Annotated in this window: 20 protein-coding genes; 9 read left to right on the forward strand and 11 right to left on the reverse strand. The window is 50.0% G+C overall.

The window, feature by feature from the left end; translation table 11 throughout:
- Positions 1-282 precede the first annotated feature (282 nt).
- Entirely contained in the window at positions 283-1,317 is a 1,035-nt protein-coding gene (tqsA, locus tag FEK43_RS17015; protein ID WP_130209311.1) for an AI-2 transporter TqsA, read from the forward strand.
- Between the two features lie 24 nt (positions 1,318-1,341).
- Here the strand turns inward: tqsA and pntB are convergent, their stop codons facing one another.
- Positions 1,342-2,730, reverse strand: a complete 1,389-nt coding sequence (pntB, locus tag FEK43_RS17020) for a Re/Si-specific NAD(P)(+) transhydrogenase subunit beta (RefSeq protein WP_130209313.1) — start codon at positions 2,728-2,730, stop codon at positions 1,342-1,344.
- Between the two features lie 10 nt (positions 2,731-2,740).
- Positions 2,741-4,273 (reverse strand): Re/Si-specific NAD(P)(+) transhydrogenase subunit alpha, encoded by a 1,533-nt coding sequence (pntA, locus tag FEK43_RS17025; protein ID WP_130219055.1) that lies wholly within the window; start codon positions 4,271-4,273, stop codon positions 2,741-2,743.
- Positions 4,274-4,794: 521 nt separating this feature from the next.
- On the opposite strand from pntA, the gene ydgH reads away from it, so the two are divergent.
- From ydgH to folM, 3 genes are all read left to right on the forward strand, one after another.
- Positions 4,795-5,739 carry a DUF1471 family protein YdgH gene (gene ydgH, locus FEK43_RS17030; RefSeq protein ID WP_130209317.1) on the forward strand — a complete coding sequence of 315 codons (945 nt, stop codon included), beginning with the start codon at positions 4,795-4,797 and terminating at the stop codon, positions 5,737-5,739.
- 188 nt (positions 5,740-5,927) lie between these two features.
- Positions 5,928-7,310 carry an amino acid permease gene (locus FEK43_RS17035; protein ID WP_130209319.1) on the forward strand — a complete coding sequence of 461 codons (1,383 nt, stop codon included), beginning with the start codon at positions 5,928-5,930 and terminating at the stop codon, positions 7,308-7,310.
- A 37-nt stretch (positions 7,311-7,347) separates the two neighbouring features.
- Positions 7,348-8,070 (forward strand): dihydromonapterin reductase, encoded by a 723-nt coding sequence (folM, locus tag FEK43_RS17040; protein ID WP_130209321.1) that lies wholly within the window; start codon positions 7,348-7,350, stop codon positions 8,068-8,070.
- Here folM and FEK43_RS17045 read toward each other — a convergent pair.
- On the reverse strand, positions 8,067-8,402 hold the full coding sequence (locus tag FEK43_RS17045; protein ID WP_135406715.1) for a GlpM family protein: 336 nt from the start codon (positions 8,400-8,402) through the stop codon (positions 8,067-8,069). The genes folM and FEK43_RS17045 overlap by 4 nt on opposite strands.
- A gap of 128 nt (positions 8,403-8,530) precedes the next feature.
- Between FEK43_RS17045 and rstA the strand changes: the two genes are divergently transcribed.
- The 3 genes from rstA (at position 8,531) to tus (ending at position 11,559) form a co-directional block, all read left to right on the forward strand.
- Complete coding sequence (gene rstA / locus FEK43_RS17050) at positions 8,531-9,250, forward strand: two-component system response regulator RstA (RefSeq protein WP_130209325.1); 720 nt, start codon at positions 8,531-8,533, stop codon at positions 9,248-9,250.
- Between the two features lie 3 nt (positions 9,251-9,253).
- On the forward strand, positions 9,254-10,555 hold the full coding sequence (gene rstB / locus FEK43_RS17055; protein WP_135406720.1) for a two-component system sensor histidine kinase RstB: 1,302 nt from the start codon (positions 9,254-9,256) through the stop codon (positions 10,553-10,555).
- Positions 10,556-10,629: 74 nt separating this feature from the next.
- Complete coding sequence (gene tus / locus FEK43_RS17060) at positions 10,630-11,559, forward strand: DNA replication terminus site-binding protein (RefSeq protein WP_135406723.1); 930 nt, start codon at positions 10,630-10,632, stop codon at positions 11,557-11,559.
- On the opposite strand, the gene fumC is transcribed toward tus, so the two are convergent.
- Together fumC and fumB are read right to left on the reverse strand one after the other, a co-directional pair.
- Positions 11,556-12,959, reverse strand: coding sequence for a class II fumarate hydratase (gene fumC / locus FEK43_RS17065; protein ID WP_135405875.1), 1,404 nt, complete (start codon positions 12,957-12,959; stop codon positions 11,556-11,558). The two genes, tus and fumC, sit on opposite strands and share 4 nt — an antisense overlap.
- 137 nt (positions 12,960-13,096) lie before the next feature.
- On the reverse strand, positions 13,097-14,743 hold the full coding sequence (gene fumB, locus FEK43_RS17070; protein ID WP_130209333.1) for a class I fumarate hydratase: 1,647 nt from the start codon (positions 14,741-14,743) through the stop codon (positions 13,097-13,099).
- Between the two features lie 198 nt (positions 14,744-14,941).
- On the opposite strand from fumB, the gene manA reads away from it, so the two are divergent.
- Together manA and FEK43_RS17080 are read left to right on the forward strand one after the other, a co-directional pair.
- On the forward strand, positions 14,942-16,117 hold the full coding sequence (gene manA, locus FEK43_RS17075; RefSeq protein ID WP_135406727.1) for a mannose-6-phosphate isomerase: 1,176 nt from the start codon (positions 14,942-14,944) through the stop codon (positions 16,115-16,117).
- Between the two features lie 100 nt (positions 16,118-16,217).
- The gene (locus FEK43_RS17080; RefSeq protein ID WP_130209337.1) at positions 16,218-17,726 is read left to right on the forward strand and encodes a YdgA family protein; all 1,509 of its coding nucleotides are present in this window, start codon (positions 16,218-16,220) and stop codon (positions 17,724-17,726) included.
- A gap of 44 nt (positions 17,727-17,770) precedes the next feature.
- Here the strand turns inward: FEK43_RS17080 and uidC are convergent, their stop codons facing one another.
- The 6 genes from uidC to malI form a co-directional block, all read right to left on the reverse strand.
- Positions 17,771-19,036: a glucuronide uptake porin UidC gene (uidC, locus tag FEK43_RS17085; RefSeq protein ID WP_138158645.1), complete on the reverse strand. Its 1,266-nt coding sequence runs from the start codon at positions 19,034-19,036 to the stop codon at positions 17,771-17,773.
- A gap of 38 nt (positions 19,037-19,074) precedes the next feature.
- The gene (gene uidB, locus FEK43_RS17090; protein ID WP_130260597.1) at positions 19,075-20,448 is read right to left on the reverse strand and encodes a glucuronide transporter; all 1,374 of its coding nucleotides are present in this window, start codon (positions 20,446-20,448) and stop codon (positions 19,075-19,077) included.
- A complete protein-coding gene (uidA, locus tag FEK43_RS17095; protein ID WP_135406731.1) occupies positions 20,445-22,256 on the reverse strand; it encodes a beta-glucuronidase in 1,812 nt (603 codons plus the stop codon). Before uidA ends, uidB begins: the two co-directional genes overlap by 4 nt.
- A 384-nt stretch (positions 22,257-22,640) precedes the next feature.
- Positions 22,641-23,228 carry a DNA-binding transcriptional regulator UidR gene (uidR, locus tag FEK43_RS17100; protein WP_130209345.1) on the reverse strand — a complete coding sequence of 196 codons (588 nt, stop codon included), beginning with the start codon at positions 23,226-23,228 and terminating at the stop codon, positions 22,641-22,643.
- A gap of 233 nt (positions 23,229-23,461) precedes the next feature.
- On the reverse strand, positions 23,462-24,229 hold the full coding sequence (hdhA, locus tag FEK43_RS17105) for a 7-alpha-hydroxysteroid dehydrogenase (RefSeq protein ID WP_130209347.1): 768 nt from the start codon (positions 24,227-24,229) through the stop codon (positions 23,462-23,464).
- Positions 24,230-24,340: 111 nt separating this feature from the next.
- Entirely contained in the window at positions 24,341-25,369 is a 1,029-nt protein-coding gene (malI, locus tag FEK43_RS17110; RefSeq protein WP_135406734.1) for a mal regulon transcriptional regulator MalI, read from the reverse strand.
- Between the last annotated feature and the right edge of the window lie 164 nt (positions 25,370-25,533).

The raw sequence follows: 25,533 nt of genomic DNA on the forward strand, positions 1-25,533 counted from the left end.
GCTCACCTGCGAGCAAGATAGTGGATGAGGTACGAAGATGGGTAAATGTAGAAAATAACGTCCTGAACAAATTGTCCATAAAATTACAATTATCCGCAGTGTTGCTTCTCGTCATCGCGGATGATAATTGTCCTCGGTAGTTGAACACGTCTGATTTGTATCATAGCTTAAGAATTAACTCAAAACATTTTCATTTCTTTACCTGAGTGGTTTGATTTTCGTTATAATGCCGCCGCTAAAAATAAAATATTATTAGCGAAGGAAGAATATACGGGGATAAGCATGGCAAAGCCGATCATCACACTCAATGGTCTAAAAATCGTCATAATGTTGGGAATGCTGGTCATTATTCTGTGCGGTATCCGGTTTGCCGCCGATATCATCGTCCCCTTTATCCTCTCGCTATTTATCGCGGTAATACTTAATCCTCTGGTACAACGCATGGTTCGCTGGCGAGTGCCGCGCGTACTGGCGGTGTCAATTTTGATGACCATTATCGTGATGGCGATGGTGTTAATGCTGGCCTATCTCGGTTCAACACTCAATGAACTGACCCGCACTTTGCCACAGTATCGCAGCTCAATCATAAAACCGCTGCAGGCTCTGGAACCTTTATTACAGCGCGTGGGTATTGATGTCTCAGTTGACCAACTGGCTCATTACATTGATCCGAACTCGGCAATGACGTTGCTCACCAACTTACTGACTCAGTTATCTAATGCCATGTCGTCAATATTTTTATTGTTGCTGACGGTGTTGTTTATGCTGCTCGAAGTTCCACAACTACCCGGTAAACTCCAGCAAATGATGGCGCGTCCGGTTGAAGGGATGGCGGCAATACAGCGCGCGATTGACAGTGTGTCGCATTACCTGGTACTAAAAACGGCTATCAGCATCGTCACCGGACTGGTCGCCTGGGCGATGCTCGCTGCACTGGATGTTCGCTTTGCTTTTGTCTGGGGATTGCTGGCCTTTGCGCTTAATTACATACCCAATATTGGTTCAGTTCTGGCAGCAATTCCCCCTATTGCTCAGGTACTGGTGTTTAATGGTTTCTACGAGGCGTTACTTGTACTGGCGGGATATCTGCTGATTAATTTGGTCTTCGGCAATATTCTGGAACCACGCATTATGGGGCGCGGGTTAGGACTTTCCACACTGGTGGTTTTTTTGTCATTAATTTTTTGGGGATGGTTGTTAGGACCTGTAGGTATGCTGCTTTCTGTGCCGTTGACGATTATTGTCAAAATTGCACTTGAGCAAACGGCGGGAGGCCAAAGCATCGCCGTTCTGTTAAGCGATCTCAATAAAGAGTGACGGCCTCCGTAGAGGCCGTTGAGGTTACAGAGCTTTGAGGATTGCATCCACGCTGGCTTTGGCGTCACCAAACAGCATGTGGGTGTTCTCCTTGAAGAACAGCGGGTTTTGCACGCCAGCATAGCCGGTGTTCATCGAGCGTTTAAAGACAATCACGTTCTGCGCTTTCCACACTTCCAGAACAGGCATGCCAGCAATCGGGCTCTTCGGATCGTCCTGTGCCGCCGGGTTAACCGTATCGTTGGCACCAATCACCAGTACGGTATCGGTATCAGCGAAGTCATCGTTGATTTCGTCCATTTCCAGCACGATGTCATACGGTACTTTCGCTTCCGCCAGCAACACGTTCATATGCCCTGGCAAACGCCCCGCAACCGGGTGAATACCGAAGCGCACATTGATACCGCGCGCACGCAGTTTCTCGGTGATTTCTGCGACCGGATACTGTGCCTGCGCTACCGCCATCCCATACCCTGGAGTAATGATTACTGAATGCGAGTTTTTCAGCAGCTCCGCCGTCTCTTCTGCAGTGATTTCGCGGTGCTCGCCCACTTCCTGGTCATCGCCGGTAGAGGAACCATCAGTGCCGAAACCGCCCGCAATGACGCTAATAAAGGAACGGTTCATCGCCTTACACATAATGTAAGAAAGAATCGCGCCCGACGAACCGACCAGCGCACCGGTCACAATCAGCAGGTCGTTACTGAGCATAAAGCCCGCCGCTGCCGCCGCCCAACCGGAGTAGGAGTTCAGCATCGACACCACCACTGGCATATCAGCGCCACCGATGGAAGCCACCAAATGCCAACCGAAGACCAGCGCTATAGCGGTCATTATCAGCAATGCCAGCACCTGCAAGCCAACACTATCGGTACGAACAAACACCATCAACAGCAGGAAGGAAACGACCAATGCAGCCAGGTTCATTTTATGGCGGTTTGGCAGCATCAACGGTTTAGACGAAATCTTTCCGCACAGCTTACCGAACGCCACAACCGAACCGGTAAAGGTTACCGCACCAATAAAGATGCCAAGGAACACTTCCGTCAGGTGAATGTTGGCCAGAATCGGTGCCATTCCCGCGTCATGATGCAGATAGCTGTTAAAGCCAACCAGCACCGCCGCCAGCCCCACGAAGCTATGCAGGATTGCCACCAGTTCCGGCATTTCAGTCATTTCGACTTTCTTCGCCAGACGGATACCAATCGCGCCACCAATGACCATCGCAACCAGGATCCAGCCAACATTGCCAGTATCCGGCCCGAAGATGGTTGCAATTAACGCAATCGCCATCCCGGCGATACCGAAGTTGTTACCACGGCGAGACGTTTCATGTTTAGAAAGCCCGGCCAGACTGAAGATAAACAGGATCGCGGCAACAATGTATGCAGCTGTAACTAATCCTCCAGACATATGTTACCCCTTAGTTTTTGCGAAACATTTTCAGCATGCGCTGAGTCACGGTAAAGCCACCGAAAATATTAATGCTGGCGATAAGCACCGCGATAAAACTAAGGAAGCTAACCCAGCCGCCCTGGCCAATCTGCAATAGAGCTCCGACAACAATAATCCCTGAAATCGCGTTAGTAACCGACATCAGCGGCGTATGCAACGCGTGGGAGACATTCCACACCACGTAATAACCTACGACGCAGGCCAGCGCGAAAACGGTAAAGTGCCCGAGGAATTCTTTCGGTGCTACGCTTGCCAACCAGCCGAAAAGGATGATTGCCAGCGCCATCAGCGCATATTTACGCCACGGTGAGCAGGCACATTTTTCTTCGGTTTTAACATCAGGTGCCGCTTTCTGTGCTGCCTGCGGTTGGACTGAAACCTGAATCGGCGGCGCCGGCCAGGTAATTTCGCCAGAACGGATCACGGTCACGCCGCGAATCACCACATCATCAAAATCAACCGTGATATTGCCGTCTTTCTCTTTGCACAACAGTTTCAGCAGATTGACAAGGTTGGTGCCGTAAAGCTGTGAGGATTGCGTCGGCAGGCGACCAGGAAGATCGGTGTAGCCAATCACTTTGACACCATTCTCCGTGGTGAAGATTTCACCCGGCACGGTGTATTCACAGTTACCACCGTTTTGGGCTGCAAGGTCGACAATCACACTACCCGATTTCATAGAATCAACCATTTCACGGGTAATCAGTTTCGGTGCTGGTTTGCCTGGAATAAGCGCGGTGGTCACAATGATATCGACCTCTTTTGCCTGGGCGGCAAAGAGTTCCATTTCTGCTTTGATGAACGCTTCCGACATCACTTTGGCGTAACCATCGCCGCTACCGGCTTCCTCTTTAAAATCCAGCTCGAGGAATTCCGCGCCCATACTTTGAACTTGTTCTTTCACTTCCGGGCGGGTATCGAATGCACGCACAATTGCGCCGAGGCTGTTTGCTGCGCCAATGGCGGCCAGACCTGCAACCCCCGCACCAATCACCATCACTTTTGCTGGCGGCACTTTACCTGCTGCTGTGATTTGCCCGGTAAAGAAACGCCCAAACTCATGAGCCGCTTCAACAATGGCGCGATAACCAGCGATGTTCGCCATCGAACTTAACGCATCAAGCGATTGAGCACGTGAGATACGTGGTACAGAGTCCATCGCCATCACGGTTACGTTACGCTCCGCGAGTTTTTGCATTAACTCCGGATTCTGCGCGGGCCAGATGAAGCTTACCAGCGTGGTTCCCGGATTTAGTAACGCAATTTCATCATCTAACGGCGCATTGACCTTCAGAATGATCTCTGACTGCCAGACGTTATTCCCTTCTACAATTTCGGCGCCCGCTTGCACAAACGCTTTATCGTCAAAACTAGCCAGTTGACCTGCGCCGCTCTCTACCGCGACGGTAAAACCTAGTTTCAGCAACTGCTCCACTGTTTTCGGCGTTGCTGCAACACGGGTTTCATTGGTTAACCGTTCTCTTGGTATGCCAATTCGCATGATATTCCCTTCCATCGGTTTTATTGATGATGGTTTGCCTGTGTTTTTGATACACAAGCCGCTCATGTACGAGCTAAATGTTACTCCGTTAAAATAAATTAGTAACAAACGCCTATAACGTACTGAAAATAATGCCTGTGATCTAGCGTCAAAAATCAGTATTTCGGCGTGAACTCGCAAAATATTAACGATTCAGCCTTGATAGCGGGATAAACACCATAGAACACAGGATAATGGGCGATAATTGTCTTTGATAATCAAGTAAAACATGAGATTTCACCGACGCTAGCCACCGGTTAACATTAAATTAACTTATACAATTCAGCCAGTTCAGTCATTCCTCTGTTATTGTGGCTATTTTTTAAGCGCGATGCTCATTCGATCAGATTTAAAATCAAATCATGAAGTCTGATATGAAAAAATCACGCAGACAGTTACACACTTTAAATGCAATAATCAGCCACGTTTCTCGTTAATAACAATACCAGTACCTGGTTTGCGCAAGGCGAAGGATTATTTTTATGAAGCTTAAGAACACCCTCCTGGCGTCGGCACTGCTTTCTGCTACGGCATTTTCCGTTAACGCAGCAACAGAACTGACACCGGAGCAAGCGGCAGCGGTTAAACCTTTTGACCGTGTAGTGGTTACCGGTCGTTTTAATGCCATTGGTGAAGCGGTTAAAGCCGTTTCCCGTCGCGCTGATAAAGAAGGCGCCGCCTCTTTTTATGTTGTCGACACTTCAGATTTCGGTAACAGCGGTAACTGGCGTGTAGTTGCCGATCTTTATAAAGCCGATGCTGAAAAAGCAGAAGCTGATAAGAATCGCGTTTTTAATGGCGTTATTGAACTGCCTAAAGACCAGGCTGTTTTGATCGAACCGTATGACACCGTGACCGTCCAGGGCTTCTTCCGCAGCCAACCGGAAGTGAACGATGCCATCACCAAAGCAGCAAAAGCGAAAGGTGCCTACTCTTACTACATCGTTCGCCAGATAGATGCCAACCAGGGCGGCAACCAGCGTATTACTGCGTTCATCTACAAACAAGATGCTAAAAAACGCATCGTCCAGAGCCCGGATGTGATCCCTGCGGATTCTGATGCTGGTCGCGCGGCACTGGCCGCAGGTGGCGAAGCCGCGAAGAAAGTTGAAATCCCGGGCGTTGCCACCACTGCATCACCAAGTGCTGAAGTTGGTCGTTTCTTTGAAACTCAGTCCTCAAAAGGCGGGCGTTACACTGTCACGCTTCCTGACGGCACCAAAGTAGAAGAACTGAACAAAGCGACCGCAGCAATGATGGTCCCGTTCGATAGCATTAAGTTCTCGGGTAACTACGGCAACATGACCGAAGTCTCCTACCAGGTTGCTAAACGTGCCGCGAAGAAAGGTGCTAAGTATTACCACATCACCCGCCAGTGGCAGGAACGTGGTAACAACCTGACCATCAGTGCAGACCTGTATAAATAAATAACTATTCAGTATCACATTAAGGCGGCTTTATGCCGCCTTTCAGATTTTTAGCTACAAATTTTCCCGCAACCATTGCATGCCGCCACTTCTCTTCGTAAAATCCCGCGCTTTAGTGGCATTCACCATTTTTATGCGTTTTGCCCTAATATTTATTCTTCTGAACACGTTTTAAACACTGGATATCGATGGAAAAGAAACTGGGACTGAGCGCACTCACCGCGCTGGTATTAAGCTCAATGCTGGGCGCGGGTGTTTTCAGTCTGCCGCAAAATATGGCGGCGGTTGCCAGCCCGGCAGCACTGCTCATCGGCTGGGGTATTACTGGCGCTGGCATCTTATTGCTGGCCTTTGCCATGCTGATCCTGACACGCATTCGTCCCGACCTTGACGGCGGTATTTTTACCTATGCACGGGAAGGGTTTGGCGAGTTAATCGGCTTCTGCTCCGCGTGGGGATACTGGCTATGTGCGGTTATCGCCAACGTCTCTTATCTGGTTATCGTCTTTTCCGCATTAAGTTTCTTCACCGATACGCCGGAACTACGCCTGTTTGGCGATGGTAACACCTGGCAATCGATCGTCGGTGCATCGGCATTGTTGTGGATTGTTCACTTTTTGATCCTGCGCGGCGTACAAACCGCCGCCAGCATTAACCTGGTGGCGACATTGGCAAAATTATTGCCGCTTGGTTTGTTTATTGTGCTGGCGATGATGATGTTCAAACTGGACACCTTCAAGCTCGACTTTACTGGCCTTGCGCTTGGCGTGCCGGTATGGGAACAGGTGAAAAACACCATGCTGATCACACTGTGGGTATTCATTGGTGTGGAAGGTGCGGTGGTTGTTTCTTCACGGGCGCGGAATAAACATGATGTTGGCAAAGCAACGCTTCTGGCGGTGCTTTCTGCACTGGGCGTTTATTTATTGGTCACCCTGCTTTCGCTGGGGGTGGTTGCTCGTCCTGAACTGGCTGAGATTCGTAACCCGTCTATGGCCGGTCTGATGGTGAAAATGATGGGGCCGTGGGGCGAGATTATCATCGCTGCCGGATTGATCGTTTCTGTCTGTGGCGCGTATCTAAGCTGGACCATTATGGCGGCAGAAGTCCCCTTCCTGGCAGCGACGCATAAGGCATTCCCGCGTATTTTTGCGCGCCAGAATGCACAAGCCGCACCGTCTGCCTCGCTGTGGCTGACCAACATCTGCGTGCAAATTTGTCTGGTGCTGATCTGGCTGACCGGCTCTGATTACAACACGTTGCTAACCATCGCCTCAGAGATGATTCTGGTGCCCTATTTCCTGGTTGGCGCGTTCTTGTTGAAAATCGCTACTCGTCCACTGCATAAAGCGGTAGGTGTCGGTGCCTGCATTTATGGCTTATGGTTATTATACGCTTCAGGCCCAATGCACCTGTTGTTGTCCGTCGTTTTGTATGCGCCAGGGCTACTGGTCTTCCTGTACGCGCGTAAAACGCATACACATGATAATGTATTGAATCGTCAGGAAATGGTGCTGATTGGCATGTTGTTAATTGCCGCAGTTCCGGCCACCTGGATGCTGGTGGGATAACTTTCGTCCCATCGTTTGCTTGCAAAGGAGATTAACGATGGGGAAAACCCAGCCCTTGCCAATATTAATCACTGGCGGAGGCCGTCGTATCGGCCTCGCTCTCGCCTGGCATTTCATTAATCAAAAGCAACCGGTGATTGTCAGCTATCGGACGCACTATCCTGCCATTGATGGACTGGTTAATGCAGGTGCGCAGTGTATTCAGGCTGATTTTTCAACGAACGACGGCGTGATGGCGTTTGCCGATGAAGTGTTAAAAACCACCCACGGCCTGCGTGCCATTTTGCATAACGCCAGTGCGTGGATGGCAGAAAAACCAGGTATGCCACTGACTGATGTTCTGGCCTGCATGATGCAGATCCATGTTAATACCCCTTACCTGCTCAACCATGCGCTGGAAAGATTACTGCGCGGTCACGGACACGCCGCCAGCGATATCATTCACTTCACCGATTATGTGGTGGAGCGCGGAAGCGACAAACATATTGCCTATGCTGCAAGCAAAGCGGCACTGGATAATATGACCCGTTCATTTGCCCGCAAGCTGGCACCGGAAGTGAAAGTGAATTCTATTGCACCATCGCTGATCCTGTTTAACGAGCATGATGATGCCGAATATCGCCAACAGGCGCTGAATAAATCACTGATGAAAACCGCGCCTGGTGAGAAAGAAGTTATCGATCTTGTCGATTACTTACTCACCAGTTGCTTTGTAACCGGACGCAGTTTCCCGCTTGATGGCGGTCGTCATTTGCGTTAATGCAGTTTCATCCAGCAAATAATTAGCACCCATGCGCTTAGCCCCCAGCACGCAACAGAACCCACAAAAGCAGCGGGCAAGCGCATGATTCCGGTGAAATACCACAACGACGCCAGATAAACAAAATAGGGAATAATCGACCACATACTGAAAACGATTGTGGCGCGTAAGGCTTCAATCCCACGTTCACTGACAACAATATAATGCGCGATGAGCGCAAAAGTCGGGAAAAGCGGGATCAGCCCGGCGATATAGTAATTTTTCGTTTTTGCTAATATACCAATCAACACCACCACCAGCGCACCAAGCGCGGCTTTGATTACCAGCCCCATTGTTTTACCTTAACACTTCCATAACAAGTCATCTGTAGAATACCCGATGCAACCTTGTTTAGAAACGATTGATAGTAAGTAAAATCAGCGCGGTGTATTGTGACGTTTTTATATCTGCCGTGAATAATATGAACACTATCGTATTTGTGGAAGATGACACTGAAGTTGGTTCACTGATTGCCGCGTACCTGGCAAAGCATGATATGCAGGTTACCGTGGAACCGCGCGGCGACCATGCCGAAGAGACAATTCTGCGGGAAAATCCGGATCTGGTGCTGCTCGATATCATGCTGCCTGGCAAAGACGGAATGTCCATCTGCCGCGATTTACGCGCAAAGTGGTCCGGACCGATTGTTCTGCTGACCTCTCTCGATAGCGATATGAACCACATTCTGGCGCTGGAAATGGGCGCCTGCGACTATATTCTCAAAACAACGCCCCCCGCTGTTCTGTTGGCGCGTTTACGTTTACATTTGCGTCAGAACGAACAAGCGACGCTGACCAAAGGTATTCAGGAAACGTCTCTGACACCTTACAAACCATTGCATTTCGGTACGTTAACTATCGACCCCATCAACCGCGTAGTGACACTTGCTAACCATGAGATTTCACTCTCGACGGCTGATTTTGAATTGTTATGGGAACTAGCCACCCATGCCGGACAAATTATGGACCGCGATGCGCTGCTGAAGAATTTACGCGGCGTCAGTTATGACGGGCTGGATCGTAGCGTGGATGTAGCTATTTCGCGGTTACGAAAAAAACTGCTCGATAACGCTGCCGAACCCTACCGCATTAAAACCGTGCGTAACAAAGGCTATCTTTTTGCGCCTCATGCGTGGGAATAAACGATGAAAAAACTGTTTATCCAGTTTTATCTTTTGCTGTTTGTCTGCTTTCTGGTGATGTCTCTACTGGTTGGCCTGGTGTACAAATTTACCGCCGAACGTGCAGGCAAACAGTCGCTGGATGATTTGATGAACAGCTCGCTGTATCTGATGCGTAGCGAATTACGCGAGATCCCTCCACACGACTGGGGAAAAACGTTGAAGGAGATGGATTTAAATCTCTCTTTCGATCTGCGCGTCGAGCCGCTGAGTAAATATCATCTCGATAATAACGCCATGCACCGATTGCGTGGCGGAGAGATTGTTGCTCTGGATGATCAGTACACCTTTTTACAGCGTATCCCGCGCAGCCACTACGTTCTCGCCGTGGGTCCCGTTCCTTATCTTTATTTCCTCCATCAAATGCGTTTGCTGGATATCGTGCTGATCGCCTTTATTGCCATCTCCCTCGCCTTTCCGGTGTTTATCTGGATGCGTCCGCACTGGAAAGACATGTTAAAACTGGAAGCGGCGGCGCAACGATTCGGCGATGGGCATCTCAATGAGCGTATTCACTTTGATGATGGTTCAAGCTTTGAACGACTTGGCGTGGCGTTTAACCAGATGGCGGACAATATCAACGCGTTGATTGCCAGTAAAAAGCAGCTTATTGATGGCATTGCCCATGAACTGCGAACACCATTAGTGCGCCTGCGTTATCGGCTGGAGATGAGCGACAACCTGAACGCCATAGAGTCCCAGGCCTTGAATCGCGATATCAGTCAACTGGAAGCCTTAATTGAAGAACTGCTGACTTATGCCCGGCTCGATCGCCCACAAAATGAACTGCATCTTAGCGAACCAGACCTGCCGTTGTGGCTGTCAACACATCTGCAAGATATTCAGGCCGTGACCCCCGACAAAACGGTACGGATAAAAACGATCACGCCAGGTAATTACGCGGCACTGGATATGCGCTTAATGGAGCGCGTGCTGGATAACTTGCTCAACAACGCCCTGCGCTACTGCTATTCAACCGTTGAAACCAGCCTGCTACTGGCAGGAAACAGAGCAACATTGATTGTTGAAGATGATGGTCCGGGAATTGCGGCAGAAAATCGCGAGCATATCTTTGAACCCTTTGTTCGCCTCGATCCCAGCCGGGACCGTGCAACTGGCGGCTGTGGGCTGGGGCTGGCGATTGTCCACTCCATCGCTCTGGCAATGGGCGGCACGGTCAATTGTGACACCAGCGAACTGGGGGGCGCACGCTTCTCGTTCAGCTGGCCACTGTGGCACAACATCCCGCAATTTACTTCTGCCTGACACCAAACGCACGGTGGTTAAGTTGTCGTCAATGTGCTATAAATAAAGTATGTTGTAACTAAAGTGGTAATTTTATGGCCCGTTACGATCTTGTTGACCGACTCAATACGACTTTTCGCCAGATGGAACAAGAACTGGCAACGTTTGCCGCTGAACTTGAACAACACAAGTTGCTGGTTGCCCGCGTGTTCTCGTTACCGGAGGTCAAAAAGGAGGATGAGCATAATCCGCTTAATCGCATTGAGGTTAAGCAACATCTCGGGAAAGAAGCGCAGGCGCTGGCACTGCGTCATTTCCGCCATTTGTTTATTCAACAACAGTCCGAAAATCGCAGCAGCAAGGCGGCTGTTCGTCTGCCTGGCGTGTTGTGCTATCAGGTCGATAATCTTTCACAAACGGCGCTGGCAAGTCATATACAGCGCATCAATCAACTTAAAACCACTTTCGAGCATATCGTCACGGTTGAGTCAGAACTGCCTACGGCAGCGCGTTTTGAATGGGTACATCGTCATTTGCCGGGGCTGATTACCCTTAACGCTTATCGCACGCTCACCGTTCTGCACGACCCCGCCACTTTACGTTTTGGCTGGGCGAATAAACATATCATTAAAAATTTGCATCGTGATGAGGTGCTGGCGCAGTTGGAAAAGAGCCTGAAATCGCCACGTAGCGTTGCACCGTGGACGCGCGAGGAGTGGCAGGGAAAACTGGAACGCGAGTATCAGGATATTGCCGCCCTGCCACAGGATGCGAAGTTAAAAATCAAACGTCCGGTGAAGGTTCAGCCAATTGCCCGTGTCTGGTACAAGGGGGATCAAAAACAAGTTCAGCACGCCTGCCCGACACCGCTTATCGCGCTGATAAATAGGGATAATGGCGCAGGCATGCCAGACGTTGGTGAGCTGTTAAATTACGATGCCGACAATGTTCAGCATCGTTTTAAACCCCAGCCACAGCCGCTTCGTTTGATCATTCCACGGCTGCACCTGTATGTTGCAGATTAACGCCCTGCTTTCATACTGCCGACCATCTGTTCTGGTCGTACCCAGCTATCAAACTCGGCTTCGCTAAGATAGCCCAGCGCAAGGGCGGCAGCTTTTAAGGTCAGCCCTTCTTTGTGCGCTTTTTTGGCGATCTCCGCAGCTTTGTCATAGCCAATATGGGTGTTTAGCGCGGTCACCAGCATCAGCGATTCATTGAGTAATTGGTTGATACGCTCACGATTCGGCTCTATTCCCACCGCGCAGTGTTTGTTAAAACTTTCCATGCCATCTGCCAGCAAGCGTACCGATTGCAGGAAATTGTGGATCACCATCGGACGGAAGACGTTCAGTTCGAAGTTCCCAGAAGCGCCGCCGATGTTGATTGCCACGTCATTCCCCATCACCTGGCAGCAAAGCATGGTTAACGCTTCACACTGCGTTGGGTTCACTTTTCCCGGCATGATTGAACTGCCCGGCTCGTTTTCCGGGATTGAGATTTCGCCAATGCCGCAACGTGGACCGGAAGCCAGCCAGCGGACGTCATTGGCAATTTTCATCAGTGACGCCGCCAATCCTTTTAACGCACCGTGCGCCTGAACCAGCGCATCACAGGTCGCCAGTGCTTCAAATTTGTTCGGTGCGGTAACAAACGGCGCACAGGTAATGACCGAAAGCTCGTCCGCCACGCGACGGGCATATTCCGGATGGGTGTTTAGTCCAGTACCCACCGCTGTACCGCCCAGAGCCAGTTCCGCCACGTGAGGCAGGCTGTATTCGATATGTTTGAGATTATGCTCAAGCATTGCTACCCAGCCGGAAATCTCCTGCCCCAGGGTCAGCGGCGTAGCATCCTGCAAATGGGTACGACCAATTTTGACGATATCGGCAAATGCGCGGGATTTTTCACTCAGCGTCTGTGTCAGGGTTTTAAGTTGTGGAATGAGTTGCTTACGCAGCGCCAGCAGCGCCGCAACGTGCATTGCTGTTGGAAAGACATCATTGGAACTCTGGCTTTTGTTCACATCGTCGTTAGGGTGAACTTTACGTTCCATCCCGCGCACACCGCCGAGCAGTTCGCTCGCTCGATTGGCCAGCACTTCGTTCATGTTCATATTACTTTGCGTGCCGGAACCGGTCTGCCAGATTGCCAGTGGGAATTCATCATCATGCAGCCCCGCCAGCACTTCATCCGCCGCCTGACGAATGGCGCTCGCTTTCTCTTCAGACAGCAAGCCTAAATCTTCATTAACTTTTGCCGCTGCGCGCTTGGTTAGCGCCAGCGCATGAATCAGTGAGGTTGGCATTTTCTCCGTCGAAATGCGGAAATGCTCCAGCGAACGTTGAGTTTGTGCGCCCCACAGCTTATCTGCCGGGACATCGATCGCACCCATCGAATCTTTTTCGCTGCGTACTGTTTTCATGGCCTGCTCCTCACCTGATTAATTTTTTTCTTCTTTGCTTACGTTAAGCAACTTTTAGCTCACTTATTATTTACTATTTGATAACAAATGTTTGGTATTTCGTGCCATGTAAAAAAGCCGCCCCGAAGGGCGGCTGCTTATTTCACGCAGCGGCTACACTGCGTGAGTTGTATCTGCTGGAAGAAGTCATTTCCTTTATCATCCACCAGGATAAACGCCGGGAAATCTTCCACTTCGATTTTCCAGATGGCTTCCATTCCCAGTTCCGGATATTCAACACATTCCAGACTTTTAATACTCCCCTGCGCCAGCACTGCCGCAGGACCGCCGATACTGCCGAGATAGAAACCGCCATGTTTTTTACAGGCATCCGTCACCTGCTGGCTGCGGTTGCCTTTCGCCAGCATGATCATGCTGCCGCCCTGCGCTTGCAGTTGATCGACGTAAGAATCCATACGTCCGGCAGTCGTTGGGCCAAGAGAACCGGAGGCATAACCTTCCGGCGTTTTGGCCGGACCCGCGTAGTAAATTGGATGATCTTTAATATACTGCGGCAGCCCTTCGCCGTTATCCATCCGCTCTTTCAGTTTGGCATGAGCGATATCACGACCGACGATAATCGTGCCGTTAAGCGATAAGCGTGTAGAAACGGGATACTGCGACAACTGTGCGAGGATCTCTTTCATTGGACGGTTAAGGTCAACGCGTACCGCTTCGCCTTCTCCCGCTTTACGCAGTTCTTCAGGGATGTATTTGCCAGGATTATGTTCCAGTTTTTCGATCCAGATCCCCTGACGGTTAATCTTCGCTTTGATATTACGGTCAGCAGAACAGGAGACGCCCATACCAATCGGGCAGGATGCGCCGTGGCGTGGCAGGCGAATAACGCGAATGTCATGGGCGAAATATTTCCCGCCAAACTGCGCGCCCAGACCGAGATTTTGCGCTTCAATCAGCAATTCGTTTTCCAGTTCCACATCGCGGAACGCCTGACCGTGCTCGTTCCCTTCCGTTGGCAGTTCGTCATAGTATTTAGCGGAAGCCAGTTTCACCGTTTTAAGGTTAGTTTCCGCAGAAGTTCCGCCAATAACGAACGCAATATGATACGGAGGACACGCCGCCGTACCCAGTGTGCGCATTTTCTCAACCAGATAATTTTTCAGTTTTCCCGGCGTCAGTAACGCTTTGGTTTCCTGATAGAGATACGTCTTGTTTGCCGAACCGCCACCTTTGGCGATACAGAGGAATTTGTACTCGTCGCCATCAACGGCATAAAGATCGATCTGCGCTGGCAAGTTAGTGCCGGTATTCACCTCTTTATACATATCCAGCGGCGCGTTTTGCGAGTAGCGCAGGTTATCTTCGATGTAAGTGTTATAGACACCGCGCGCCAGCGCCGCTTCGTCGCCACCACCGGTCCATACACGCTGCCCTTTTTTACCAACGATAATCGCGGTGCCGGTGTCCTGGCAGGTTGGCAGAACACCTTTTGCGGCGATATCGGAGTTTCGCAGGAATTGCAGTGCCACATACTTGTCGTTTTCGCTGGCTTCCGGATCACGCAAAATATCGGCTACCTGCTGTTGATGGGCCGGACGCAGCATGAATGACGCATCATGAAACGCCTGACGCGCCAGAAGAGTTAACGCTTCTGGTGCAACTTTCAAAATCTCCTGCCCTTCAAATTCAGATACGCTGACATGTTCGCTGGTCAGCAGGTAGTACTCGGTATCATCTTTTTTGAGTGGGAAAGGAGCCTGATAATGAAAGGGTTTGTTTGACATTGTTCTCTCACTTACTGCCTGGTTTGGTTATGCTCTGGGCGGGTGTTCCGTTGCCCTGTTAAAAGCGAGTAACAATATCCTACACACTTTTTTAACAAAAACTGAGACTAGTACGACTTTTTGCGGCTCCAGGTTACTTCCCGTAGGATTCTTGCTTTAATAGCGGGATTAATTTCCACATCTAAACAGGGATTGATCATGCAAAAACTCATTAACTCAGTGCAAAACTATGCCTGGGGCAGCAAAACGGCGTTGACTGAACTTTATGGCATGGAAAATCCGTCCAGCCAGCCGATGGCCGAGTTGTGGATGGGCGCGCATCCAAAGAGCAGTTCACGTGTGCACGATGCCGCAGGAGATATCGTTTCACTGCGTGATGTGATTGAGAGTGATAAAGCGACTCTGCTGGGAGATGCCGTTGCCAAACGCTTTGGCGAGTTGCCTTTCCTGTTCAAAGTATTATGCGCAGCCCAGCCGCTCTCCATTCAAGTGCATCCGAACAAACGCAATTCTGAAATCGGTTTTGCCAAAGAAAATGCGGCCGGTATTCCGATGAATGCCGCCGAGCGTAATTATAAAGATCCTAATCACAAGCCTGAGCTGGTTTTCGCCCTGACCCCTTTCCTCGCGATGAACGCATTTCGTGAGTTTTCCGACATTGTCTCCCTGCTTCAGCCAGTCGCGGGCGCACATCCGGCGATTGCTCACTTTTTGCAGCAGCCCAATGCCGAAAGTTTAAGTGAACTGTTTGCCAGCCTGTTAAATATGCAGGGTGAAGAAAAATCCCGCGCGCTGGCGATTTTAAAATCGGCGCTCGACAGCCAGCAGGGTGAACCGTGGCAAACGATTCGTTTAATTTCTGAATTTTACCCGGATGACAGCGGTCTGTTCTCCCCGCTATTGCTGAATGTGGTCAAATTGAATCCTGGCGAAGCGATGTTTCTGTTCGCTGAAACACCGCACGCTTACCTGCAAGGCGTGGCGCTGGAAGTGATGGCGAACTCCGATAACGTGCTGCGTGCGGGTCTGACGCCTAAATACATTGATATTCCAGAGCTGGTTGCCAACGTGAAGTTTGCAGCCAAACCGGCCAACCAGTTGTTGACCGAGCCAGTGAAACAAGGCTCAGAGCTGGACTTCCCGATTCCGGTTGATGATTTTGCCTTCTCGCTGCATGACCTTAGCGATGAAGAAACCACCATCAGCCAGCAAAGTGCCGCCATTTTGTTCTGCGTCGAGGGCGATGCAACGCTGTGTAAAGGTTCTCAGCAGTTACAGCTTAAACCGGGTGAATCAGCGTTTATTGCCGCCAACGAGTCACCGGTGACTGTCAAAGGCCACGGCCGTTTAGCGCGGGTTTACAACAAGCTGTAAGAGCTTACTGAAAAAATTAACATCTCTTGCTAAGCTTATTAAAGGCTTATAACACCTTCAGGCGGCCAGTCCGCCTGATTTTATTTTATGGATAATCATTATGAATAAATCGCTGGTAGCGGTAGGCGTCATTGTTGCGCTCGGCGTAGTCTGGACAGGCGGCGCATGGTACACAGGCAAGAAGATTGAAACCCATCTCGAAGACATGGTCGCGCAGGCGAACGCGCAACTCAAACTAACAGCTCCTGAATCCAACCTGGAAGTGAGTTATCAAAACTATCATCGCGGCGTATTCAGCAGCCAGTTGCAACTGGTGGTGAAACCCATTGCCGGGAAAGAAAATCCGTGGATTAAAAGCGGTCAGAGCGTCATCTTCAACGAATCGGTTGATCATGGTCCCTTCCCCCTTGCCCAGCTTAAAAAACTGAACCTGATTCCGTCGATGGCATCAATTCAAACCACGCTGGTCAATAATGAAGTAAGCAAACCACTGTTTGATATGGCAAAAGGTGAAACGCCTTTTGAGATTAACTCCCGCATTGGTTACAGCGGTGATTCCAGTTCCGATATTTCGCTCAAGCCACTGAATTACGAGCAAAAGGATGAAAAAGTCGCCTTTAGCGGCGGCGAGTTCCAGTTAAATGCAGACAGAGACGGCAAAGCCATCTCCCTGTCAGGGGAAGCACAAAGCGGTCGGGTGGATGCGGTTAACGAATACAACCAGAAAGTGCAGTTGACCTTTAATAATCTGAAAACTGACGGTTCCAGCTCACTGGCAAGTTTTGGTGAACGCGTGGGCAATCAAAAAGTCTCGCTGGAAAAAATGACCATTTCAGTGGAAGGCAAAGAGCTGGCATTGCTGGAAGGCATGGAGATCAGCGGTAAATCGGATCTGGTCAATGACGGGAAAACGATCAATAGCCAACTGGATTACTCGCTAAATAGCCTGAAGGTTCAGAATCAGGATCTGGGCAGTGGCAAGCTGACTTTAAAAGTCGGCCAAATTGATGGCGAAGCCTGGCATCAGTTTAGCCAGCAATATAACGCGCAAACTCAGGCGCTGCTGTCACAGCCAGAAATTGCCAACAATCCCGAACTTTATCAGGAGAAAGTGACGGAAGCCTTCTTTAGCGCCCTGCCGCTGATGTTGAAAGGCGATCCGGTGATTACTATCGCACCACTGAGCTGGAAAAACAGTCAGGGTGAAAGTGCGCTGAATCTGTCGCTGTTCCTGAAAGATCCGGCAACGACTAAAGAAGCGCCGCAAACGCTGGCGCAGGAAGTAGACCGCTCGGTTAAATCTCTGGATGCGAAACTGACCATTCCGGTGGATATGGCAACTGAGCTGATGACTCAGGTAGCGAAGCTGGAAGGATATCAGGAAGATCAAGCGAAAAAACTGGCGAAACAGCAAGTTGAAGGTGCGTCAGCAATGGGCCAGATGTTCCGTCTGACCACCTTGCAGGACAATACCATCACCACCAGCCTGCAATATGCTAACGGTCAGATCACGTTAAACGGACAGAAAATGTCGTTAGAAGATTTTGTTGGCATGTTTGCGATGCCAGCTCTTAACGTTCCGGCTGTACCGGCAATTCCGCAGCAGTAATTCACAGCCAAAACGCCGGAGAATTTTCACTCCGGCGTTTTTTCTCACTTCAGCATAAAGTCATACTGAATACTCATTTTCACATCCCAGTAATTCAGGCGATCGCCTAACGCGCTGCCGTCACGCTTTTCACGCCCTTTATCGGCTGCAAGAAAGAAATTCATCCCTTGTAGCGGCCCTTCGCTGACCCGATAGTTCATACCACCCAAGATACCCGCGCCTTCAATCCGCACGTCTCGTTTACTGGATTCATAGCCGCGGGTCACAATCGGTGCAAATGTCAGCGTAAATTGCGGGGTTAAACGATAATTGACGCCCAATTGCCAGGACTGCATTCCTTCGCGGTTACGATCAAGACTTAATGAAAAGGGATAGCCAATGTCGGTGTCCACTACGGCTCCATTCATCGCATGACGCAAATAACCGCCACTGCCAAATACGCTTCCCCACGGCGCGATCCAGGTCAATTGTCCACTAACCAACGCCGTTTCATTGGGCTGGCTGGTATTACGACTTAAACCTTCGAGTTGCGCATAAAAGCCGAGCAACTCCCCTTTCAACGTATAATTCGGGTCGAGCGGTATGCTTTTCTCGAGAATACTTTGTATCTGATTGGAAACATCTTTCTGTACCGATGCCCCCAGAGAATAGCGACTGGTATCATCATGCCAACTGGCGGCTAAAAAAGAACGTGCGCGATGTTTATCGTATTTTCCCGTCTGGCTGTTATAAACCCCTTCATCACGAATACCGGTTGTTGAATCGGTCCATAAAAATACTCGTGAACGCCACATTCCCCACAATTCAATATTTGGCGTTAAAGCCCAGTAACCTAACGCCCCTTCGGAAACAGTCGGCAATGTCCGTTGCGAACTACCAGCAATTAACGGAATGCGATAAGGTAAGCTGCCATAACTATAATCCGTCCCGAAGCGACCTAATTTAAGCAGGCTATTTTCACTGGGTTTTATTTTTACTGCCCCCAGGGCAAAGCCAAAACTTTTATCACCATCAAGATACCACCGGGTACTCATATCAGCACGAGCACCTAATTTATAAACATAATACGCCCCACCTTCGACACCAATAATATTAGAATAATAGCCACTATTAAAATCGAGTAATCCTCCCTGTACCCATGCGTAAATGTCTCTTCCCGCGCCAACACTGGGCTTGTCGGCCCTGCGCAATTCATTTTTCAGTCTGATGCGTAGTCCCGCTTCATCGTCAGCCAGTTGTGCCGCGTAAGCGGTGGTAAGGCCAGAGGCAGCCGTCAGGGAAATAACGGCCATGGCCACTATTTTTCTCATAGTTGCACCTTTGATGTTCTGATTATTTTTATGGAATATTAATTAGTGATATCGCTGATTAATTGCTGCTGCATTTGTTTGCGATTATCAATTTCAACTACGATTTCTTTGAATTTTTTATCCGTGAGCGGATAAAACCAGATTATTATAAATGCCAGTAGCATAAACCCGCAGGGTACTAAGGCAATTGATGTGCGGATCCCCATAATAACTTCCGGTGTTTGCACCTGATTGGCAATATATCCGCTTAATCCCAAAATAAAGGCGGGAATTGATCCTCCTATTGCCTGGCCGCATTTGCGCGTAAATGAGAATAGCGAATAGGTAAGTCCTTCAATCCGCACACCGGTCAGGTATTCACCGTATTCTACGGTATCGGCTTCCAGCGCCCACATCACGGTCATGGTAACGCCCTGACCAATTGAGGCAATGGCTAACGCAACCAGTGCCACCGGCAGCGACCAGACGGAAACCCAGAAGAACAGCAGATAACCACAGGTTCCCAGCAGCGCGCCAATCAGGAAGGTGTTCTTTTTACCGATTCTGGCGACCATCCCCGGCACCAGCGGTGCCGATGCCACGGTACCGACCAGGTTTTGCACCAGCACCAGTACGGTGAACAAGCCAGTATCATTCAACACATAGCGCACATAGAACAACAACGAGGCGCTAACAGCGAAGGTCGAAATCAGCACACACAGCGCTCCGATGCACAACATAAACAGCGGACGATTCCGTTTCAGCGTTTGCAGACTGATCTTCAATGACGGCTGTGCCACGATGCGTACCACATTCTCGCGCGTCGATTTAAAGCAGATGAAGTAAAGCACCATTCCGGCCATCGCCAGCACAATCGTCCAGAAATGGTATACCGACACCATCTCCTCCGGGCTGGAGTTCTTAATGCTCGGTCCTATCAGAAATGCCAGGCAGACAAAGGTCAATGAAGCGGCAATCCCGCGAGCCGCGCCCAGACGGGCGCGGGATTGTGGTTGTTGGGTCATCGCGGTAGCAAGTGAACCATAAGGAATATTCACCAGGCTGTAGCAAAGCCCGAGGCCCATGTAGGTCAAATATGCATACACCACTTTGCTGCTATGGCTCCAGTCGGTCGGCACCCAGAATACCAGTACGCTGAAGATCATTAACGGCGCTGTGCCGAAGAGTAAAAATGGGCGGAATTTTCCCCAGCGGGTATTCACACTGTCCACTACTCGCCCGGCCAGGACGTCGGCAAAGGCATCGAATACCCGCACCAGTAACAGCATGGTGCCCGCCGCAGCGGCACCGACGCCTGCGACGTCGGTGTAGTAACTCAACAGGAAGAGCGCCCCCATTGCGAAGGCGAAGTTATTGGCGACGTCACCGAGGCTGTAGCCGACGATGGTGCGCCAGGAGAGTTGTTGATTCATTGTTTGCCTCCCTGCTGCGGTTTTTCACCGAAATTCATGCCAGTCCAGCGTTTTTGCAGCAGGAAAGCCGCCGATTTCGGTTTGCGGTCGCGGGTGAAGATCCCTTTCTTGTTGCCGCCAACGCGCATAATGCCCTGCGAGGTCGCAAAATCAGCGAAGTTCCATACCTGTTCACCGACGACGGCGCTGACGCGATCAAAGACGCGGTGATACATATCCAGCCATGCACACTGATACTCTTCACTCCACATGTCGGTGTACATCGAGTGCAGACCCGCTAACGTATCTACGCCGTATTCGGTGATGATAATCGGCTGATGCAGTTTCTCTTGCCAGGCAAGCAGTTCTTTTTCCAGTACCTTCTCTGCCGTTTCCAAATCGCCGCTTTGGACATACCAACCGTAATAACGATTCAGGCACAGCACATCAAAGAGATCGCTGATGGTATCGGTGTGAGCGTCGCAGAACATTACATTGACGCAGGTGATCGGTCGCGTCGGGTCGAGTTTACGCGTTGCTTCCGCCAGTGGTGCGAAATATTCCCGTGCACCTTGCGGACGGGTATCCGGTTCGTTGGCAATACTCCACATCACCACGCTGGGGTGGTTTTTGTCACGCGCAATCAGCTCTTTAATCGCCTGTAAGTGCGCCTGCTGAGTTTCCCCGTTGACGGCCTCTTCGCTGTAGAGTTCTTTTGGCTTGTTACCCGCTTCAAATCCAATGCCTAAAGAGAGGTTAAAGCCGACGGCAGCAGTTTCATCAATCACCACAATGCCATTTTCATCAGCCCAGTCGAGCATCTCTTCAGCGTAAGGGTAATGCGAGGTACGGTAAGAGTTGGCACCAATCCAGTCCATCAATGCGTGATCGTGCACCATCAGCACGTTATCGAATCCTTTACCGCGTAAATCCGCATCTTCATGACGACCAAAACCAGTGAAGTAGAACGGTTTGTGGTTGATCAGGAACTGTTCGCCCTTCACTGCCACTGACCGGATGCCGACGCGCAGCGGGTAGATATCACACTCTGTCTGGCTTTTGGCTGTGACGCACAGTTCATAGAGATAACCTTCACCCGGTTGCCAGAGGTGCGGATTCACCACTTGCAAAGTCCCGCTGGTACCTTGTCCAGTTGCAACAACCTGTTGATCTGCATCACGCAGTTCAACGCTGACATCACCATTTGCCACCACCTGCCAGTCAATAGACGCGTGGTTACAGTCTTGCGCGACATGCGTCACCACGGTGATATCGCCCACCCAGGTGTTCGGTGTGGTGTAGAGCATTACGCTGCGATGGATCCCGGCGTAGTTAAAGAAATCATGGAAGTAAGACTGCTTTTTCTTGCCGTTTTCGTCGGTAATCACCATTCCCGGCGGGATAGTCTGCCAGTTCAGTTCGTTGTTCACACAAACGGTAATACGTACACTTTTCCCGGCAATAACATACGGCGTGACATCGGCTTCAAACGGCGTATAGCCGCCCTGATGCTCCATCACTTCCTGATTATTTACCCACACTTTGCCGTAATGAGTGACCGCATCGAAACGCAGGACGATACGCTGCCCCGTCCAGCCTTTCGGTATAAAGACTTCGCGCTGATACCAGACGTTGCCCACATAATTACGAATATCTGCATCGGCGAACTGATCGTTAAAACTGCCAGGCACAGCAATTGCCCGGCTTTCTTGTAACGCGCTTTCCCACCAACGCTGAGAGATTCCACAGTTTTCCCGATCCAGGCTGAATGCCCACAGGCCGTCGAGTTTTTTGATTTCACGAGTTGGGGTTTCTACAGGACGTAACATAAGGGACTCCTCATTAAGATAAAAATACTGGTCAACCTTTAATCTGATTAGTTAACCAATTCTGTGTTGCACACAGTTATCTGTGAGAAACCCATGGAAGAGAAATGGAAATAAAAAGAACTGACACCGCGATCAAAAAACCCAAAACTGCAATACCCACAGCGTGATATGGATCGCATTAATATTTAAAACAGCGTTGACAGAAGACACAAAATAAGCAATCGAACGCTCGTTCGAGTGCTTATAAAGCGATAAATTCCCATGACATATGGTTTCGACGAATGTTTTAGTGGGATTTTTCGACCAGGGGAGAACGCTTTTTGTTCAGCAGTGTTGAGGCATTGAACGCGGGCACTCTCTTCACCGGCCCGCGGAAAGTGAGGATCAGGATGCGGTCAAGATACCGCCAATCATCGCACGTAGCCCCTGGGCAAATAACGCTTCTCGCGCCAGGTCTTCCGCTTCGATATCGGCCAGCACGCCATAGGTCAGATCCAGCAGTAAACGAGAGGTCATTGCCGTGTTAATATCAGGGCTTATCTCGCCTTTTTGCTGGGCATCCCTCATGCGCTGGGCAATACATTCCGTGATGGTCAGATGTTTATTCTTAAGCATGGTGGCAACCTGTGGATTGCGCATCCCTTCTGCCATAATTTCGACCACCAGCGCTCGTTGTCCAAAGGCTTCATGGGTGAGAGAGACTATCGACTCGACCATATAGTCAACGAAATGGATCCCTTCAATCGGTTCCCGGAAGCGGGCCAACGCCCTCTCCTGGTCCTGGAGAATAATCGCCTGAATCAAGGCTTCTTTCGAAATGAAGTGGTGATAAAGCGTCCCGGGACTGATAGCGCAGGATTTACAGATGGCTTTCATTGAGGCACTGTGAAATCCATTTTCTGAAAAAATCTCTCTGGCAGCATTGAGGATCCGGGTCCGTGTCGGTTGTGCTTCAGTTTGCATGTTATCCATCGTTAAACCAATATAGTTAGCATGAATAACTAGTTTACCGCGTTGTCCGGTGAGCGCCTATCATTGCAGTTGAATTGTGCGAAGGTACACCCGTTTCGTTTACTATTTGCACGATAATTGGTCAACCAACAGGCGGAATTTGGCTACCAGTTGTCTGGTGGAGGCTTTTCCCTACTCGACAAGCGGTGTCGGTAAACAACACTCACTCGGTTGTTTACCGACCTGTTAGCGTATTAATTAAGTTCCTGTACCCCACCGCCGGAGACGGTGAGTATTTGCCCGCTTATCCAGCTGGCAGCTGGTGAACAGAGGAATAGCGCCGCGTTGGCAATATCTTGCGGTTGGCCCAGACGCCTGATTGGCGTGTGCTGCAACATTTTCTGTTCAATTTCTGGTGTAATAACGGATTTCAGGGCATCAGTTAATATTGCCCCAGGCGCTATGCCATTCACCCGAATATTTTTTTCACCCAGGTCAAACGCCATATTCCTGACCAGATGGCTGGCCGCCGCTTTAGATGACGCATAGGAGGTCATGTTTTTATTTTTATTTTCTGCCGCCATAGATGTGATGGTCAAAATAACGCCTCCGCCATTTTTTTCCATTTCAGGCGCAATGAGTTGTGACAGACGGAAAAAAGAAAACACATTCAGTTCATAAGCGCGGCGGAAATCCGCCATTGGCATATCAAACGGTTTAGGACCACCACCACCAGCATTGTTAACCAGAATATCAACTTTGCCCAGCTTACTGATGGCAAAGCCTGCCAGAGCAGATAACTCCTGTTCGGAAGTAATATCACAGCGCCAGGCAAATGCCTGCCCACCCAACTGTTGAATTTCATCTACAACATGATTAGCTGCATCGGCGTTAATATCACTGACCACTACAGATGCGCCAGCTGTCGCGAACGTAATGGCGATTTCTTTACCAATACCTGCACCCGCACCTGTAATGATGGCGCATTTTCCGTCGAGTCTCAGGTTGTCAGAATTAAACACATAAACCTCCTGTGAACTTCAGTAAAAATAAAAGGCACCGCCTGTGTGCCACATTTTTTATCATTAACCTTGAGGAAAGGACACTACCAGGTATAGCAGATAAAGAGAGGATTATTTCGCCGCAATGAGCCGGGCGGGAATAATAAGATTACGTGAATGCGTCTCTTCATGGGTGATTTTTTGCATCATGCGATCCGCAAGTGTCGTACCAAGTTCCCGCACAGGCGTGCTGGCCCAGGTAACGGGTATATCATCAAGTGCAGTTGACGTCGCATCGGTAAATGCCGCCAGTGAAACCTGTTGTTCAAAGTAACGATCGACGCCACTTTCGCCACTTTGTCGTCCTGCTTTCAGCAAGCCAAACCATGCCCCCATTGCAATGGTTTCGTTGTAACAAACCACGGCGCTGATGGTCGGGTTATGACGCAAAAGCGCCGTAATGGCTTCCGCAGCTTGCTTCTGACTCGAGGCACACTCCAGTACCCAATCACTGTGAAACGGCAGGCTGAATTTTAATAGTGTCGCGCAATAGCCACCCACTCGTTCCGCCCGGGTTAAAGAGGAACTTTGCCCTCCCAGCCAGGCAATACGCTGGTGTCCATTGCGAATGAGATGCTCCGTCAATAACTGCGCTGCCTGCATGTTATCCGGGCGAACAGTATCAACATCATCAAGATAACTGGCTCGGGAAGCGAAAATCACCGGGATACCTTTTTCTTCTGCCATGCGCCGCAGGTCATCACTGCTACCCGCCGCACCGGCAATGACGACGCCATCGACGCCCTGGTTCAGTAGCAGTGAAAAGCGCTGGGTCAGTTGCTCGCCGTCTTTACCGCCGTGGAGCAAAAAAACCATTCGCCCCTGCGCTTCCAGTGCCTCCGTCAGCCCGGCTGTTAATTCAGCGTAAAACGGCGCAGACAAGTCACGCACAATTAAGCCAACCACACCACTCTGCCCGCCGCGTAGTGCCGACGCCTGGCGATTGCGCACAAACCCCAGTTCTTCAATGGCGGCGTTAACACGTTCTCCTGTAGCGGTAGATATTCGCCCTTTGCCACTTAGCACCAGCGAAACAGTACTGACCGACACGCCCGCAGCCAGCGCAACATCATGAATGGTGATTTTTTTGGCGGTAGCCATGCAGATGACCTACTCCCTGATTTTGTGACAGATAAAACGTTTTACCTTTTATTTATCTTATACCCGCTATTATCGTTGCGTAATGTGATTTATGCCTCACTAAAATTTGATAAAACGTTTTATCTTCTCGCGCAATTTACTGAATCCAGATTGTTCTCTACGAG

Origin of the sequence: Escherichia sp. E2562 (assembly GCF_005781075.1) — a bacterium.
In the GTDB taxonomy this organism is placed as follows: domain Bacteria; phylum Pseudomonadota; class Gammaproteobacteria; order Enterobacterales; family Enterobacteriaceae; genus Escherichia.